This is a genomic window from Curtobacterium sp. P97, from assembly GCF_023712445.1.
Lineage (GTDB): Bacteria > Actinomycetota > Actinomycetes > Actinomycetales > Microbacteriaceae > Curtobacterium.
In genome coordinates this window covers 1-15,080 of sequence record NZ_JAMAYF010000023.1, presented here as the reverse complement: position 1 = coordinate 15,080, position 15,080 = coordinate 1, and the positions used below count along the sequence as shown (strand labels likewise).

Annotated in this window: 19 protein-coding genes; 7 read left to right on the top strand and 12 right to left on the bottom strand. The window is 70.2% G+C overall.

Going from position 1 to position 15,080, the window contains the following annotated elements; translation table 11 throughout:
- Positions 1 to 215: 215 nt before the first annotated feature.
- From M3677_RS16580 to M3677_RS16570, 3 genes are read right to left on the bottom strand one after another with little or no spacing between them, the layout of a single operon-like run.
- A complete protein-coding gene (locus M3677_RS16580; RefSeq protein ID WP_209684724.1) occupies positions 216 to 833 on the bottom strand; it encodes a TetR/AcrR family transcriptional regulator in 618 nt (205 codons plus the stop codon).
- A gap of 48 nt (positions 834 to 881) precedes the next feature.
- Positions 882 to 1,439: a MarR family winged helix-turn-helix transcriptional regulator gene (locus tag M3677_RS16575; protein WP_066651217.1), complete on the bottom strand. Its 558-nt coding sequence runs from the start codon at positions 1,437 to 1,439 to the stop codon at positions 882 to 884.
- A gap of 47 nt (positions 1,440 to 1,486) precedes the next feature.
- Complete coding sequence (locus M3677_RS16570; RefSeq protein ID WP_066651213.1) at positions 1,487 to 1,669, bottom strand: hypothetical protein; 183 nt, start codon at positions 1,667 to 1,669, stop codon at positions 1,487 to 1,489.
- Positions 1,670 to 1,810: 141 nt separating this feature from the next.
- Between M3677_RS16570 and mgrA the strand changes: the two genes are divergently transcribed.
- Positions 1,811 to 2,854: an L-glyceraldehyde 3-phosphate reductase gene (mgrA, locus tag M3677_RS16565; protein ID WP_066651210.1), complete on the top strand. Its 1,044-nt coding sequence runs from the start codon at positions 1,811 to 1,813 to the stop codon at positions 2,852 to 2,854.
- 131 nt (positions 2,855 to 2,985) lie between these two features.
- Here the strand turns inward: mgrA and M3677_RS16560 are convergent, their stop codons facing one another.
- A complete protein-coding gene (locus tag M3677_RS16560; RefSeq protein WP_066651209.1) occupies positions 2,986 to 3,777 on the bottom strand; it encodes an alpha/beta hydrolase in 792 nt (263 codons plus the stop codon).
- On the bottom strand, positions 3,777 to 4,304 hold the full coding sequence (locus M3677_RS16555; RefSeq protein WP_209684726.1) for a phenolic acid decarboxylase: 528 nt from the start codon (positions 4,302 to 4,304) through the stop codon (positions 3,777 to 3,779). The genes M3677_RS16560 and M3677_RS16555 overlap by 1 nt, the downstream gene beginning before the upstream one ends.
- 62 nt (positions 4,305 to 4,366) lie before the next feature.
- On the opposite strand from M3677_RS16555, the gene M3677_RS16550 reads away from it, so the two are divergent.
- The 3 genes from M3677_RS16550 (at position 4,367) to M3677_RS16540 (ending at position 5,733) form a co-directional block, all read left to right on the top strand.
- Positions 4,367 to 4,837 carry a MarR family winged helix-turn-helix transcriptional regulator gene (locus M3677_RS16550; protein WP_251154382.1) on the top strand — a complete coding sequence of 157 codons (471 nt, stop codon included), beginning with the start codon at positions 4,367 to 4,369 and terminating at the stop codon, positions 4,835 to 4,837.
- Between the two features lie 123 nt (positions 4,838 to 4,960).
- Positions 4,961 to 5,404: an Hsp20/alpha crystallin family protein gene (locus tag M3677_RS16545; protein ID WP_066651206.1), complete on the top strand. Its 444-nt coding sequence runs from the start codon at positions 4,961 to 4,963 to the stop codon at positions 5,402 to 5,404.
- Positions 5,405 to 5,418: 14 nt separating this feature from the next.
- A complete protein-coding gene (locus M3677_RS16540) occupies positions 5,419 to 5,733 on the top strand; it encodes a hypothetical protein (protein WP_251161091.1) in 315 nt (104 codons plus the stop codon).
- Between the two features lie 105 nt (positions 5,734 to 5,838).
- Here the strand turns inward: M3677_RS16540 and M3677_RS16535 are convergent, their stop codons facing one another.
- From M3677_RS16535 to M3677_RS16515, 5 genes are all read right to left on the bottom strand, one after another.
- Positions 5,839 to 6,720 carry a manganese catalase family protein gene (locus M3677_RS16535; RefSeq protein ID WP_209684732.1) on the bottom strand — a complete coding sequence of 294 codons (882 nt, stop codon included), beginning with the start codon at positions 6,718 to 6,720 and terminating at the stop codon, positions 5,839 to 5,841.
- A 159-nt stretch (positions 6,721 to 6,879) separates the two neighbouring features.
- The gene (locus tag M3677_RS16530; protein ID WP_251161090.1) at positions 6,880 to 8,211 is read right to left on the bottom strand and encodes an MFS transporter; all 1,332 of its coding nucleotides are present in this window, start codon (positions 8,209 to 8,211) and stop codon (positions 6,880 to 6,882) included.
- Complete coding sequence (locus M3677_RS18590) at positions 8,204 to 8,737, bottom strand: 2OG-Fe(II) oxygenase (protein ID WP_368859918.1); 534 nt, start codon at positions 8,735 to 8,737, stop codon at positions 8,204 to 8,206. Before M3677_RS18590 ends, M3677_RS16530 begins: the two co-directional genes overlap by 8 nt.
- A gap of 188 nt (positions 8,738 to 8,925) precedes the next feature.
- A complete protein-coding gene (locus M3677_RS16520; protein WP_251161088.1) occupies positions 8,926 to 10,110 on the bottom strand; it encodes a hypothetical protein in 1,185 nt (394 codons plus the stop codon).
- Positions 10,103 to 10,969 (bottom strand): ThiF family adenylyltransferase, encoded by an 867-nt coding sequence (locus tag M3677_RS16515; RefSeq protein WP_251161087.1) that lies wholly within the window; start codon positions 10,967 to 10,969, stop codon positions 10,103 to 10,105. The genes M3677_RS16520 and M3677_RS16515 overlap by 8 nt, the downstream gene beginning before the upstream one ends.
- A 247-nt stretch (positions 10,970 to 11,216) precedes the next feature.
- Between M3677_RS16515 and M3677_RS16510 the strand changes: the two genes are divergently transcribed.
- The 3 genes from M3677_RS16510 (at position 11,217) to M3677_RS16500 (ending at position 14,118) form a co-directional block, all read left to right on the top strand.
- Complete coding sequence (locus M3677_RS16510) at positions 11,217 to 11,900, top strand: SDR family oxidoreductase (protein WP_209684734.1); 684 nt, start codon at positions 11,217 to 11,219, stop codon at positions 11,898 to 11,900.
- 206 nt (positions 11,901 to 12,106) lie between these two features.
- Entirely contained in the window at positions 12,107 to 13,450 is a 1,344-nt protein-coding gene (locus tag M3677_RS16505) for a sensor histidine kinase (RefSeq protein WP_251161086.1), read from the top strand.
- Positions 13,447 to 14,118, top strand: a complete 672-nt coding sequence (locus M3677_RS16500) for a response regulator transcription factor (RefSeq protein ID WP_066651190.1) — start codon at positions 13,447 to 13,449, stop codon at positions 14,116 to 14,118. The genes M3677_RS16505 and M3677_RS16500 overlap by 4 nt, the downstream gene beginning before the upstream one ends.
- Positions 14,119 to 14,130: 12 nt before the next feature.
- On the opposite strand, the gene M3677_RS16495 is transcribed toward M3677_RS16500, so the two are convergent.
- On the bottom strand, positions 14,131 to 14,892 hold the full coding sequence (locus M3677_RS16495; protein ID WP_251161085.1) for a triose-phosphate isomerase family protein: 762 nt from the start codon (positions 14,890 to 14,892) through the stop codon (positions 14,131 to 14,133).
- On the bottom strand, positions 14,889 to 15,080 hold a 192-nt coding region (locus tag M3677_RS16490), incomplete at its 5' end, for an RpiB/LacA/LacB family sugar-phosphate isomerase (RefSeq protein WP_251161084.1). The genes M3677_RS16490 and M3677_RS16495, both read right to left, overlap by 4 nt.

Here is a 15,080-nt window from a genome sequence, read left to right as displayed (position 1 = left end):
GCCCGTGGGAGGAACGGCCCGGTGTGCCGGGTCGCCCCCAGACGCGTGCGGAGCGCGCCGCGTACATCGACGCGGTCACCGCGAACATCGCGAACGGCGCGTCGACGCCGTAGTCGCGACCGGGCGGCGGACGGGAGGCTCGTGGCGGCACCGCGCCGCGCCTCCCGTCCGCCACGCGTCGAGACGGAGCCGTGGTCGCGTCGCCGGGACCGGCGTCAGTCCTCGGTTGCGGGGATGATCGACTCGAGCAGGCGGAGCACCCGCTCACCGTCGACCGCCTCCGGGTCGAGCAGCCACTGCACCTGCAGGCCGTCGGACGCGGCGATGCCGAGGCTGGCGAGGTCGACCGGGTCCAGGTCGGCCCGGATCCGTCCGGCGGCCTGGTCCGCGGCGATCAGCTCGGCGAGGTCGGCGCGGAGCCGGGTGAAGCGCTCGCGCATGAAGTCGCGCGTGGCGGGGTGCCCCTCCTGCACGGCGTCGGCCGCGAGCGTCGTGTAGAGCTGCACGAGCCCGGGGACCGCGCGGTTCCGCGACGCGCTCTCGCGCATGTCGCCGATCGCGGACCGCAGGCGGTCCGGGGCGTCCTGCTCACGCACCTCGTGCTCGCGGTAGACGGCGAGCAGCAGTTCGTCGCGGCTCGGGAAGTAGTGCCGGAGCGCCGCGTGGGTGATCCCGAGCGCGTCGGCGACCGAGCGGAGCGACGACGCGTCGACGCCCTGCGCCGCGACCATGCGGATCATCTCGTCGAGGATCTGCGCACGGCGTTCGGCGCCCTTGCGGTACCCGCCGCGTCGGGGCGGGGTCGCGCCGTCGTCGTCGACCTCGTGCGTCATCCCCCCAACTTACCGCTGGAAGGTTTTCGCGCCACCCTGCGGTCGCCGCTAGGAGTCGTTCGGCTCCGCAGCGCCGTCGGGGTCGACCGTGTACTCGTCGACGGGTGTCGGGGTCCCGACGGCGAGGGCGTCGGTGATCTGCGACAGGCAGCGCGCGAGCACCTCGTTGTCCTCGCTCGACAGGTGGTCCATCACGCCGACCACGGCCTCGTGGAACCGGGCGTACGACGAGTCGATCTTCTCGGCGGCCTGCACCGTCGGCTCGAGCACCTGCGCCCGTCGGTCGGTGGGGTGCGGGACGCGGACGATGTCGCCCTTCGCCGCGAGCCCGTCGACGATCTTCGTGACCGACGCGTTCGAGACGTTGAGCATGACGGCGAGGTCCTTCGGGCCCATCGCCCGACCGTCCCGGTGCGCCTGCAGCATGTACCGCACCGTCAGGAACTCGTTCTTCGTCAGGCCGCTCTCGGTGCGGGCCTGCTCCAGCTGCTGCTCCTCGACGTGCTGCAGACGCAGGAGCGCGTCGACGGCGACCTTCGCGGCCTTCGACCGCGGCTCCCTGGCGTAGAGGTGGACGTGCTCACGGCGGACGACGGTCAGGGGCATCGGCTGGTGGGGTCTCTCTGTCGGGCGGATCCGGTCGGAGCGGGTGGCTACGCGGTGGGCGCCGTGAAGAAGTCAGCGTACGACGGTTCGCTGCGCGTCGACAGGAGCGACGGGTCCTGGATGCGCCGGGACACCCAGGCGTCGATCACGGCGGGGTCGGTCAGGCCGACCCGTGTGTGGGTCGCGGACATCCGTGTGGTGCGCGGCATCCCGGAGTACGTGCTGTGCATGACTGATCCCGCCTTCCTGCGTCGTTGCCGTCCTGGTCGGACGAGTGAACTGTTTCACGACGCGAACGATCAGTGCAACGAACCTTTCGCGTTCTGTACGGTTCGCGCGGCACTCGACCGGGCGGGGCCAGGATGGGTCCCATGTCCTACATCGCCGCGGACGACCGCTACGACTCCATGCCCTACCGCCGGACCGGCCGCTCCGGCCTCGACCTGCCACTGCTCTCGCTGGGCTACTGGCACAACTTCGGCGACGACAAGCCCTTCGAGACGCAGCGGGCGATCAGCCGCCGGGCGTTCGACCTCGGCATCACGCACCACGACCTCGCGAACAACTACGGCCCGCCCTACGGCGCCGCCGAGGTGAACTTCGGCCGGCTCATGCGGGAGGACTTCCGTCCCTACCGCGACGAGATGGTGATCTCGACGAAGGCGGGCTGGGACATGTGGCCCGGGCCGTACGGGCAGGGCGGCGGCTCGCGGAAGTACGTGCTCGCCTCGCTCGACCAGTCGCTCGAGCGGATGGGCCTGGACTACGTCGACGTCTTCTACTCGCACCGCCTCGACGCCTCGACCCCGCTCGAGGAGACCATGGGCGCACTCCACACCGCGGTCCAGCAGGGCAAGGCGCTCTACGTCGGGATCTCGTCCTACGACGCCGAGCGCTCCCGACAGGCCGCCGAGATCCTCCGCGACCTGGGCACGCCGCTCCTCATCCACCAGCCCTCGTACTCGATGCTCAACCGCTGGATCGAGGACGAGGGCCTGCTCGACGCCGCGGGCGACCTGGGCTTCGGCGTCATCGGCTTCACCGCGCTCGCGCAGGGCCTGCTCACCGGGCGGTACCTCGACGGCGTGCCGGAGGACTCGCGCGCCGCCGCCGGGAAGTCCCTCGACGCCGGGTCCCTGACGGACGAGGTCGTCGGACACCTGCGGGCGTTGAACGACATCGCGTCCGACCGCGGGCAGAGCCTCGCGCAGCTCGCACTCGCGTGGGCACTGCGCGACGAGCGGGTGACCTCGCTCGTCATCGGGGCGTCGCGCGTCGAGCAGCTCGAGCAGAACGTCGCGGCGCTCGGCAACCTGTCCTTCACGGACGACGAGCTGCGCCGCATCGACGAGCACTCGGTCGGCGTGCTCGACGTCGACCTGTGGTCGGGAGCCCGTTCCGGTCAGGTGAGCTGACCCCCGCGAGGTTCGACCCGGTTCCGTCCGGCCTGGCCCGGCGCGGATCGCGGAACGCAACGTCGGCGGTCGCTCGCAGCGCTGTACCGCTGCGAGTTGCCGCCGACGTTGCGTCGTGCGGGACGGTGGCGTCAGCGCAGGCCGAGCCGCTCGTCCAGCAGCGCCAGGAGCCGCTCGCGGAAGGGCACCGAGGACCAGCCGTGGTCCGCACCGTCGACGACCGTGAGTCGCGCACCCGGCAGGAGGTCGGCGTACCGGCGACCGTACGACACCGGCACGATCGCGTCCTCGCTGCCGTGCACCACGTCGGCCGGTCCGCCGTAGCCCGACACCGGCCCGTACACGTCGAGGTCGTCCTGCACGTCGGCGATGAACGCGCCACCGAGGGGCATCCCGCCGAAGTCGAACCATCCGTGCTCGCGCACCGGGGCGAGCGGCTGCCCCTGGATCACGTCGTGCTCCGTGATGTCGTCCACGACGACGCCGGCGGGTGACCACAGCGTGAGCGTCCGGACGAGCGAGGGCTCCTGCGCCGCGGCGAGCGCCGACTCGACGGCCCCCAGGCTGTGCGCGACGACGTGCACGCCCTGCCCACGGTCGGCGGCGCGGATCATCGTGACGACCTGCTCCACCTCGTCACGGATGGTGATGTCCGCGAACTCCCCGTCACTGGCGCCCTGTCCGAGTCGGTCGTGACTGCGGACGACCGCGCCTCGGGCGACCAGGTGTCGTGCGGTCTGCACGAAGAGCTGGTGCCCGCCGAGCGCACTGTCGCTGAAGCCGTGCACGAGCAGCACGACGGGCGCATCCGCGGCCGCACCGTCCTGCGGCTCCCACTGCCATCCGCGGACCGTCCGACCGTGGTGGTCGAGCGTGGTCGGGGTGGTGCGGGGATCGGCGCCCCGCAGCGGCACGACGGACATCAGTTCGTCCGGTCCGCCCAGCCGGCCGGCAGGTCACCGGGAGCGGTGTCGATCACGGTCTCGTCGTCCGCGCCGACGTGCTCGAACAGCGTGATGTGCGCGAACTCCGGCACGACGTAGATCGGGTAGGTCGGACCCTCGTCGCGGAAGCGCTGCATGTCGTCCAGGTGGTCGTTCTGGAACAGCACGGTCTTCTGCCCGTCGAGCTCGATCCAGCGCGGGAAGAAGATCGTGCCGTGCAGGACGCGCTGCTCCGGGACGACGTTGACGACGACGCTGGTGCCGGTCGGCTCGTTCCAGGACACCTTGTAGACGCCGGGGGCGAGGGCGACGAGGTCGACGGTCTGGTCCTTCACCCAGCGACCGCCGACGTGGCCGGTGTGGATGCGGTAGTCGATGGTCGTCGCGTTCTTGACGTACATCTCGTACTGCCAGCCGTTGGCGTACGTGTAGACGAACCGGTGGCCGACGATGCCGGTGAGGTCCTGGGGCGGTTCGGGGTGCTCGACGGAGGTCTGCGTGGTCATGCATCGAGTTTGCTCCCGAACTGGTTTTGTTGCAAACAAACCTCGCTGCTAGGTTGCCGTGTGTGCAGGGTACGGACGGACCGGGCGGCACGACGCAGGTCGCGCGCAGGCTGAGCGACCGCATCGGTCCGTTCCGACGCGCCCTCCTCCGCACCTCGCGCGAGGTCGCCGACCTGCCGGACCTGCCCGACGCCCAGGTCGAGGTGATGCGGGCCCTGACGGGGACCACGACCACGCCCTCGGCCCTGGCCGGCCGGCTCGGACTCGCTCGCTCGACGGTGAGCAACCTCGTGTCGGCGATGGAGACCGCCGGGCTCCTCGAGCGACGACTGGCAGCGGGTGACGGACGCCGGACCGAACTCCGCCTGACCCCCCTGGCCGAGGAGCGGCTCGCCGCCTACGACGACGCCTCGACCGCCGTGCTCGTCGAGGCGCTCGACCGGCTGTCCCCCGAGGACCGAGCCGCGCTGGCCGCAGCACTCCCCGCACTCGAGCACCTCCACCGCGAGATCGCGCACCGCGGCGACCGCTGAGCGTCGGCGACCCGGTGCTCCCAGCGCCCTCCGAGCGTTCTCTTGGCACTCCTGAGGGGAGAGTGCTAGAACATGACGCAGTTGAGTCGAAGGGACTCAACAAGGACGAAGGAGTTGATCTCGATGACGATGCAGTTCGACCCGTTCCGCGAGCTCGACCGACTCGCCGGCTCCCTGCTCGGTGCCGGCGCCGGTGCTCCCCGCTCGATGCCGATGGACCTGTACCGGACCGGCGACCACTACGTCCTCGACGTCGACCTGCCGGGCATCGACCCCGGATCGGTGGACGTGGACGTCGACGGCTCGGTGCTCACCATCCGCGCCGAGCGCACGCTCGGTGCCCCCGAGGGTTCGCAGTGGCTGACCCGCGAGCGCCAGCCGGGCACGTTCGTCCGGCAGCTGACGCTCGGCGACCACCTCGACACCGCGCGCATCAGTGCCGCCTACGACAACGGCGTGCTGAGCGTCACGATCCCGGTCAAGGAGTCCGCGAAGCCCCGGAAGATCGACGTCACCACCGGTGGTGGGGCGCAGCAGCTCGCGGTCGGCAGCGGTTCCACCGAGTAGTCAGGGGGCGTGCGGTGACGACGATCATCAACGCCTTCCTCGCCGTCGCGGTCGTGACGGGAGCGCTGGTCGCGACGAGCCTGGACCGTCGGGTGGCCGTGCTCCTCGGCGCGGCCGGCAGCACGGCGGGGAACTTCCTCACCTGGCTGGTCGCGCCCGGCGCGTGGGCACAGGTCCCGCTCGTCCCCTGGCTCGCCGCGGTTGCCGGCACGGTCGCGCTCATCGCACTCTGGAGCGCGACGCGCCTCTGGTCCGGCATCTTCGAGCCACCGCGCGCACCGCGCGACGACGACACCGCCGCGCTGGCGACGGTGGGCGCGGAGTCGTGACGGCGTGACCACGTGACGCACGGGAGGCCCGGTGCCGGCTGGCACCGGGCCTCCCGTCCGTCTCCCGGCCGCGTCGGGTGGTGAGGCCGCGCGACCGGCGGACCGTCACTCCTTGTTGAGCTTGTCCTGCACGAGCCCCGCGGTCTTCTCGACGACGTTCGGCAGCTCCGTCGTGCCGTAGAACCGCACGTCCGGGTGCGTGGGCGGCGGCATCGGCACCGACGACGTGGGGCCGTCGTGGTAGGAGTACTCGCCCTTGCCGTCGAACGACGGGCCGCTCGCCCAGGGGCCGTCGCCGGCCTCCTTGCCGTCCGAGAAGTTGAGGTACTGGTAGCTGAACTCGGTGTGCTCCTTCGACTGCGGGAAGTTGCTCGGCACCGGGAAGCCCTCGACGCCCTGCTCGCGGAGCTCGGCCGCGGCGGTCGCCCACATGTTCTGGTGCATGGTGTCGCGGGCGATGAGGAACGAGAGCAGGTCCCGCACGCCGTGGTCGTCGGTCATGTGGTAGAGCCGGGCGGCCTGGACACGGCCCTGCATCTCGGCGTTCTCGTTGGCCGTGAAGTCCGCGAGCAGGTTGCCCGACGCGGTGATGTAGGAACCCTGCCAGGGGTTGCCGTTGCTGTCGACCGGACGGGCGCCTGCACCCGCGACGATGGCGTGCTGCACGTCGGTCCCGCCGACGATCGCGGCCACGGTCGGGTCGTCCTGCAGCGCGTCCTCGGTGATGCCGAGCGGGCTCTTCTCGAGCAGCTGCGCGATCATCGTCGCGAGCATCTCGACGTGGCCCATCTCCTCGGCCCCGATGCCGAACACCATGTCGCGGTACTTGCCCGGGATGTGCATGTTCCACGCCTGGAACTGGTACTGCAGGGCGACGGAGATCTCGCCGTACTGACCCCCGAGCACCTCCTGCAGCTTGCGCGCGTACACCGCGTCGGGCTTGTCGGGGGTGGCCTTGAACTGGAGCTCCTGCTTGTGGAAGTACAACTCGTTCTCCTGTCTCGATGGTCGTCACGTCGTCGTGGTGCACGGCGGCGCGGCGGGGTCCGTCGTCGTGGCCGACGCTCCGCTCGGATGACTGGGCGGGCGTTCGGGGTGGACGGATCGCGCGGGTCCGTTGGCCGGATCGCGCGGACGACGTCCCGGTCAGTTCACCGAGGGGCGTTGCGTCTCCGTCCGGTCGGTAGACGCTTTGGACGACCAGTCGGGGACCGCGAGGACCCAGAGACAAGCGCTGAGCATGCCGACCGAGGCCACGGCCAGTGGGAGCGCAAGAAGGAAGACCGTACCGAGGATGCCGCCGAGCACAGCCCCTGGGATCTCGCCGATGAGCGCGAGAACGCGTTCAGCGGCAGCGATCTGCCCGGCCATGTGTCCCGGACTCTTGACCTGACGGATGGTGTTGAAGAGCACGATGCAGACGACCATGCACAACGAGAACAGCGCCTGGGAACCCGCCACGATCACGAGTGCAGCGGCGTCCTCGACACGATCCGCGAAGATCAGAGCGGCAACACAGAAGGCCGGTAGTGCCAAGGCGCAGCAGTAGAAGGCCTTGGGAGATGCCGCCACCGCGGCTGACGCAGCAGCCACCGCCCCGAGAAGAGCTCCCCCTCCAGCAGAGACAGCAACGACGGCAATCGCGGCCGCGTCGAACTCGAGCTCACGCACGCAGTAGATCAGGAAGACCGCCTGGAACACGGCACTGAACAGGTTGAACTGCAGTGACGACATAGACAGCCTGCGCAACACGACATCGCTCCAGATGAATCGCACACCGCTCATCGGACCGTTCGTCCGCTTCGGGAGCGGCTGCGGCTGCGGCTGCGGCTGCGGCTGCGGCTGCGGCTGCGGCTGCGGCGGAGCCTGATCCTCCAGAACGGCGTCCCGAGCCCTGTCCGATCGACGCCGGAGGAAGAGCACCCCCGCGAATGCCGCGACTCCGAAGGTGAGCGAGCCCAGACCGGCGCCCGTCGCGAATCCGAGTGATGTCACGAGTAGTCCCCCGACGCCTGGACCAGCGAGTTCGGAGAGGGTGGAAGCAGTGCGCAGCACAGCATTGATGCGGTTGAGACCGTGATCGGACCGAACCTCGAGGTGCAGGACGGCCGCGGTGAGGCCCGCGTCATGGGCGATCGAAGCGACCCCGATGCAGAGCATGGCGACGTAGAGCAACCACATCTGCGGAGCCGTGCTCAAGCTCAGACCGAGCAGCGCCAGGACCGTGAAGCGCAGCAGATTCGCGGCGGTCATGGCTCGCACACTGCCCGCTCGATCGATCCACCGGCCGAGGACGATCCCGACAGCCAGAGCAGCGACTGAATCAGCCAGGTTCAGGGCTCCGATCGCGAGCGGCCCGGCTTCGAAGAGTTGCACGGCCGTCAGGGGGACGAGGAAGTACGTGATCTGTAAGCCGAGCGCACCCCCGATCTCGGATGCCGTCAGGGTGGCGAGGAGACGTCGGTGGTGTTCACGCACGTTCTTCCCCGAAGTGGACCGCGATCGAGTACCGGGTCCAGTCCGTTGACGTGTTCGGCTCGACCTGGTGGAAGTGCTCACCCGCCAGACGCATCATCGCGACCGTGCCGGGCCGTGGCTCGACGACAGCGCATCGCCCGTCCGGCTTCTCCGCCACCAGGTGGGTTCCGGCCCCGTCGGGCCAGTGGTCGTGCAAGAAGAACACCAGTCCGAAGACGCGTCCGTCGTAGAGGTCGTCGTGTCTCCGAAGGTAGTGACCGGGTCGATACCGCGCGATGTCAGCGGATCGGTACTGCAACCTTCGCCCGTCGGCCTGACTGAAGCGACGGAGGACCGTGTCACTGTGCAGCGCGGACAACAACCCTCGAAGCGCGTACGCATCCGGGGCGGGTTTCCGGAGTGAGTCTGACCATGAGAATCGCTCCGCAGCCGGAAGCGCGTCGAATCGCGAGCCTGACACGATCTCGACATCGCCGCCAGCGTCCAATCGCCACCGCTCCTCGGCCCACTTCGGGTCGGATCTCATGTCTTGAAGGACCGCCTGCCAGTCAAAGGACGACCGGAGCGCGACCGTCCTGGCGAGAGAATCACCTCGCAACACCTCCTCGAGACTCCGAACGAACGTGTCGCTGCTGAGGAAGGCGATCGCCTCGTCACGGATTGCGAGTCCCGCTTCCCGGCGAGGTCCGCGAGATGTGTCAGACGACGGGGTACTCATGCGATCTCCAGTTCATCAAGGGGCAGGATGCCCATCTTCGAGACGGGGGGCTTCCACCCGTGGTTGTTGGATCGGCCAGCGATGTAGTTGCCTACCGAACCGATGCCCGAGCATTCGGCCAGGACGCTCGGACTCGTGATCGGTTCCGAGTTCCTGCCGAGATCGTCCCGGTCGAGCAAGGCATGCAAGCGCGCGCGTCGGTCTTCGTCACCGACCGCTGCCCAGGGACTCGCCGCGAGCGTTCGCTGCAATCCGGTACCTGCGGAGTTCATCGGCACGATGATCGTCATGAACAGTCCGGGCTCGGATCTGGGACGGGGATCCTCGCGGTAGGTCGTTGCACGGCTGGCCAGCCGCGGCTTGCCGAGCGTGGCATCGGCGGCATCACAGATTGCTCGAGCAACGTGCCGGTTCGGCGAGAAATCCGCGAAACGAAGAGTTGCTCTCCGCCATGTCGAATCGATGGCGACGGTTGGTTCGTGAAGGGGTTCGCATCCTGGCGCGGAGGAGAGTCGATGAGCGAGTCGGCCTCGAAGGAGACCGGGGTCCACCGTTGCGAGATGTCCTCGGGGGCCCTCCGCGAAGGTCACGAACGTCAGCAAGGTGGTGGAGACCTGCGCGCTCAGCTCCGAGGTCGCTGGCAGACCCGAGGCGGTCCAGCGTCGATCCGGAACCATGCTCCGACCGTCGGAGTCCACCGTGACACGAACCTCCGAGTTCGAGGTGATCGGGTACAGGTCTGCCGCCGACGATCGTTCTCGAGCACGCGCGGCCTCACTCGCGGATCCGAGCCCGATCCAGAGGTCGTAGGCATCGAAGAAGGGCCGGATGTCGGCGTAGGGTGCACGAGTCGTGATCCGCATGGTGCCCTCCCCTTCTGCCTGCACTGACGTCAGGAAGTGGAAGGCAGCAGCTCCGCGGATGCTCGCGCTGGTGCGCCAGGCTTCGAGGACCTGTGCCGCGGAGCCGACCCGCGCGATGTCGACCTCGATCCGCCAGTCGTGCGCGTCGAGTCGAGTGATGAGCGACGCGCCCACGTTGCGGTACTCGTTGGTCTGCGTCACCGATTCGAAGAGCGGCACGCTCCACAGCCTGCTCACCTGCATACCCGCCCAATCGCGCGCCTGCAGGCCGACCCCGTCAGGGCGACGATCGAGAACGAGATCGAGCGTTTCACGCATCGAGCACCTCGAAGGGCAGATTCGTGCCGCTCAGGAACTCGACCGCGCGATGGGCAGCAAGCGCAGCGACCACAGCATTGGTCGTGGCCAGGGAAGCATCCGTTCCGCAGAACGACGTCTCCGGCCCCGGCGCGTGCGAGACGGGGTAGATCCGCCCCTGCCGTACTCCGACCCCAGCGATGAGGAAGGGCACTCCGAGTCCGGCCGCCGCAGCCGCAACGTCTCTGGAGATGTCCACGGGGTCATCGATCGCCACGATCAGGAGTGTCGGGTCGAACGAGCGGATCAGCTGGCGGAGCTGGTCGTCTGCTCGCACGCGTGTGTGCAGCGTGTCGCAGCGTGCTCGGGTGAGTCGGCTCTCGACGTAGCGTTGCGCAGCGACGACCTTCGGCAATCCGACATCACTGTAGGTGTACAAGCTCTGTCGGTTGAAGTTGCTCTCCTCGACGACGTCCTGGTCAACGAGGAGGTAGTCCCGCACCCCGACCCCGACCATGTGCCTGAGGAACTCGGATCCGGTGCCACCAAGGCCGAGGAGCAGCAACCGGGCCCGTTCGAGCCGCGCTTGGATCGCAGCGGAATCGTCGCCGAACGCGTCAAAGTACTCGAGCTGCCGGGCACATCGCCCAGCAATGTCGCGGTCACCGGGCGATCGCATGACAACGCCGAGTCGTTCGAGTTCGCGGATCACACGCTCAACCCGATGAGACGGCTCCTCGGCAAGCCGGAGCGCGTCGAGCAGGAGTTCGACGCCGCCGGGCATACGAACGGTGAACTGCCGGGCCTCACCAGCGAATCGGAGTTCGTCCGCCTGGGTGTGGATGATCGACCAGCCAGGCCGGACCTTGTACGAGTTCATCAGTTCTCTCGGTTCAAGGTGCTGGGAGGACGAAACGACCCTCCCAGCACCGGAATCGTCCTACGTGCGGACCGTGATCAGGTGCGTTGCGTTGTCGAGCTCTTCGATGTAGAAGACGTCGTCGGTAATCGGCTGCTTGTCGTCGTTCATGGTCACCTCCTCCCGCTGAAGTCGATTCAACGTATTGTGTTTCACATTGAGTACGCAACCCGGTCCGAGCGCGGGTGATCGGCCTGGCGTGTGGCGCATGGACCTCGAACTCACCGGCCGTGTCGCCCTCGTCGTCGGCGGACGGGGGTACATCGGCTCCGTCGTCGCCGAGACCCTGCGTCGCGAGGGCGCCCGGGTCGTCGTCGCGTCGCGGAACGCCGACGGGGACGACGCCGTGGCGATGGACACCGCGTCGCAGGAGTCGGTGGACGCCGGGGTCGCCCGTGTCCTCGACCAGCACGGACGCATCGACGTCCTCGTCGTCACCGCCGCGCCGGCGGCCGGGACCCTCGACCCGGAGCGTGCGTCGGACCCCGACCAGGTCGCCGCGGCGATCGACGGCAAGGCACTGGGCTTCCTCCGGGTCGCGAACGCCGTGCTGCCCGTGCAGCGCGAGGCGGGCTTCGGCCGCGTCGTGGTGGTGAGCGGGCAGAACGCCTACCTGTCCGGCAACGTCACGACCTCGCTCCGGAACGCGGCAACGAGCATCATCGCGGGGAACCTGGCCGACCAGTCCGTCGGCACGGGGGTCACCGTGAACGTGGTGAACCCCGGTGCGGTGACGGACGATCCCGCCAGGACGGTGCAGCCCGGGGCCGGTGGCGAGTCCAGCCCGCAGCAGATCGCCGACCTCGTCGCGTTCCTGTCGTCCCCGCGCTCGGTCGTCAGCGGGGAGTCGGTGTCGATCGGGCACCGCGTGCTGGGACAACTGACGATCTGACGGGTTCGTCCTGCAGGACGACCCCGTTCGTCCCTCCGCACGATGCCCGACGACCTGGTCGACCGACAGGCTCGGTGGCATGGAGAGCTCGACCAAGCACGTGATCGCCACCCTCGCCACCTGCGCGGCGATCATCGTCGTCACCGCGGTGGCCCTCGTCGCGATGTCCCCCGTGCCGTGAGCCCGCGTCGTGCGATGATCGAGCCGTGACGGACCGGCGCACGTTCCTCCGGCCGATGCGGACCCGGTCGGTCGTCGTCGACCTCCTCTGGGCGGGCCTCGCCGCGCTGGTGTCCGCCGCCCCGATCGACGTCGAGCTCGAGCACGCCAGCCCCCTCGCGGTCGCGATCGCCACCGTCGCCATCGCCGTCCGCCGCCTCTCGCCGAGCGCGGCGATGACCGCGACCGTCGCTCTGGGCGCGGTGCAGGTGGCCGGCGGCGAGCGACCGTCGTTGGTCGACCTCGCCATCGCCGTCGTCATCGGCACCGTCGCCGTCGTCGGGACGCGGTTCGAGGCCGTGCTGGCCGGTCTGCTCGCCGTGGTCGCCGGGGCTTCGGCGTCGATGTACCTCTCCACGACCGGTTACCGCTACGCACTGCTGCTGAACGGGCCGCGTGACCAGGTCGTCCTCGTCCTGGCCGCCCCGGCACTCGTCCTGCTCTCCTTCTGGGCGGCTGGTCTCGCCGGTCGGGCGATCCGGTCGCAGAACGCCGAGGCCGTCCGGCGCGCCGACGCCGAGGCTGCCGCCAGCCGGGCGGAGGCGGTGGCCAACCGTGCCGAGGCCGTGGCCACGCGCGCGGTCGACGAGGCCGAGGCGGAACGCATCCGTGCGGACATCGCCCGCGACGTGCACGACGTCGTCGGCCACTCGCTCGCGGTCATCATCGCGCAGGCGGACTCGGTGCCCTTCCTCGACGACGAGGCGCGGATCCGCGAGGTCAGCGCCACCATCGCCAGCACCGCCCGGAGCTCCCTGGTCGAGGTGCGACAGGTCCTCGGGCACATCGACGGGTCGGACACCGCGAGCGACCCGACGTCCTTCGAGGAGATCGTCCGCGGCATCCGCGACGCCGGGGTGGACGTCGAGCACGCCGTGCGCGGTGTCGCCCGACCGCTCGGCGCGGTGCACGGCACGGCTGCCCGCCGGGTCCTGCAGGAGATGCTCACGAACGCCCTCCGGCACGGGGCACCGGGCGGTGCCGTCGAGGTCCGGGAGACCTGGCGGTCCGCCGACCTCGTGCTCGAGGTGGAGAACGCCGTCCCGTCGGACGCGCTGCCGGTCGGGCCCGGGCTCGGGCTCGAGGAACTCGCCGCGGCGGCCACCGGCGGCGTCCCCGTCCGCGCGACCGCGACCGCGACCGCAGGACAGCCGACCGCGACCGCCGAGCAGCCGACGGTCACGTCGACCCGTGGCTCCGGCCGGGGCCTGACCGGCATGCAGACCCGACTGACCACGATCGGCGGGTCGTTCGACGCCGCCGTGCTGGACGCCGTGTTCGTCGCGCGCGCCCGCATCCCGTTCGACGTCCGAGGGGGGACGACCCGATGACCGACCCGATCCGCATCCTGCTCACCGACGACCAGGCGCTCTTCCGGGCGGGCCTGCGCGTGGTGCTCGACGCGCAGCCCGACATGCAGGTGGTGGGCGAGGCCTCGGACGGCGCCGAGGCCCTCGACCGTGTCCGGGAGCTGCGGCCCGACGTCGTCCTGCTCGACATGCGCATGGCCGGGATGGACGGCGTCGAGACGGTGCGCCAGCTGTTCTCCGGCGCCGTCCCGGGGCCGCTCCCCCGCGTGGTGGTGCTCACGACGTTCGGCCTCGACCCCGCTGCCGCCACCGCGATCCGGCTCGGTGCGAGCGGGTTCCTGCTCAAGGACACGACACCGCCGTTCCTGTTCGCCGCGGTGCGGGCCGTGCACGAGGGCAGCTCGGTGATCGCCCCGAACGACCTGTCGCAGCTGTTCGGCGCCGACGTCGACCGAGCCCCTGCTCCCCAGCCCGAGGCGTTCCAGACCCTGACGGACCGGGAGCGCATCGTCTTCGGGTGGGCGTCCCGAGGGCTCTCGAACGCCGAGATCGCGGCGAAGGAGTTCGTCACCGAGTCGACCGTCAAGTCGCAGATCTCGAGCATCCTCGGCAAGCTCGAGCTCCGCGACCGGGTGCAGCTCGTGGTCTACGCGCACGACCACGGCCTGGCGGGCGCCCGGGAGGGGTGACCGGCGACCCGGTCAGGAGGCCAGGGCCGCCGCCTCGTCGAGCACCGCACCGACCGCCGCGGGTTCGTGCGCGAAGCGCCCGAGGAACACTCCGCCGATCCGTCCGCGTCCCCGGGTGAGCAGCCCCGGTCCGGCGCTGCCGCCGTAGACCACCCGCGACCCCGCGAACGCCGGCCGGGCCGCCAGGGACTGCTCGATCCCCTCGAGGACCCCGACGACGTGCTCGTGCGGCGCCGGCTCGGCGGCGCCGATCGCCCACACGGGCTCGTACGCCACGGTGACCCGTCCGGTCGTCCCGGCCGCCGCGGCCACCGCCAGCGCCCGGTCGAGCTGCCCGGTGACCTCCGCCACGGCCTCCGCACGGGAGGCGCGGACAGCTTCGCCGACGCACACAAGCGGTTCGAGGTGGTGCCGGAAGGCCGCGTGCACCTTGCGCGCGACGACCTCGTCCGTCTCGTGGAACCGGGAGCGCCGCTCGGCGTGCCCGATCTCGACGAGGTCGACGCCGATCTCGCGGAGCTCGGCGCCGGACACCTCGCCGGTGGACGCGCCCTCGTCCGACGCCGACAGGTCCTGCGCGGCGAGCCGGATGCCCGACCCGGCGAGCAGCTCGCGCACCGGGACGAGCGCGGGGAAGGTCGGCGCGACGAAGAGCTCCACCGCGCCGGCGGCGACCGCGGGGTGCCGCCGGGCGATGTCCGCCACCGCGCTCACCCACGAGAGCGTCTGCGCGTGCGAGAAGTACATCTTCAGCGACACCCCGACGATCGTCATGCGCCCGGGTCCGTCCCGTCCCCAGGGGCGTCGGTGCCGACCGGCGCGGAGCCGTCGTACTCGCAGATCGCGGCGACCTTCTCCGCGCTCGCGCTCGACGGGTCGAACGTGTACCCGAGCCACTCCTTCGCCATGCGCCGGGCGACCTCGATGCCGACGACCCGCTGGCCCATGCAGAGCACCTGGGC

Coding starts and splice junctions, on each gene's coding strand:
- M3677_RS16580 (WP_209684724.1), bottom strand. CDS start 833: ATGACGCACGAGGTCGACGACGACGGCGCGACCCCGCCCCGACGCGGC.
- M3677_RS16495 (WP_251161085.1), bottom strand. CDS start 14,892: ATGACGATCGTCGGGGTGTCGCTGAAGATGTACTTCTCGCACGCGCAG.
- M3677_RS16515 (WP_251161087.1), bottom strand. CDS start 10,969: ATGAACTCGTACAAGGTCCGGCCTGGCTGGTCGATCATCCACACCCAG.
- M3677_RS16510 (WP_209684734.1), top strand. CDS start 11,217: ATGGACCTCGAACTCACCGGCCGTGTCGCCCTCGTCGTCGGCGGACGG.
- mgrA (WP_066651210.1), top strand. CDS start 1,811: ATGTCCTACATCGCCGCGGACGACCGCTACGACTCCATGCCCTACCGC.
- M3677_RS16570 (WP_066651213.1), bottom strand. CDS start 1,669: ATGCACAGCACGTACTCCGGGATGCCGCGCACCACACGGATGTCCGCG.
- M3677_RS16575 (WP_066651217.1), bottom strand. CDS start 1,439: ATGCCCCTGACCGTCGTCCGCCGTGAGCACGTCCACCTCTACGCCAGG.
- M3677_RS16545 (WP_066651206.1), top strand. CDS start 4,961: ATGACGATGCAGTTCGACCCGTTCCGCGAGCTCGACCGACTCGCCGGC.
- M3677_RS18590 (WP_368859918.1), bottom strand. CDS start 8,737: ATGAGATCCGACCCGAAGTGGGCCGAGGAGCGGTGGCGATTGGACGCT.
- M3677_RS16500 (WP_066651190.1), top strand. CDS start 13,447: ATGACCGACCCGATCCGCATCCTGCTCACCGACGACCAGGCGCTCTTC.
- M3677_RS16555 (WP_209684726.1), bottom strand. CDS start 4,304: ATGACCACGCAGACCTCCGTCGAGCACCCCGAACCGCCCCAGGACCTC.
- M3677_RS16520 (WP_251161088.1), bottom strand. CDS start 10,110: ATGCGTGAAACGCTCGATCTCGTTCTCGATCGTCGCCCTGACGGGGTC.
- M3677_RS16560 (WP_066651209.1), bottom strand. CDS start 3,777: ATGTCCGTCGTGCCGCTGCGGGGCGCCGATCCCCGCACCACCCCGACC.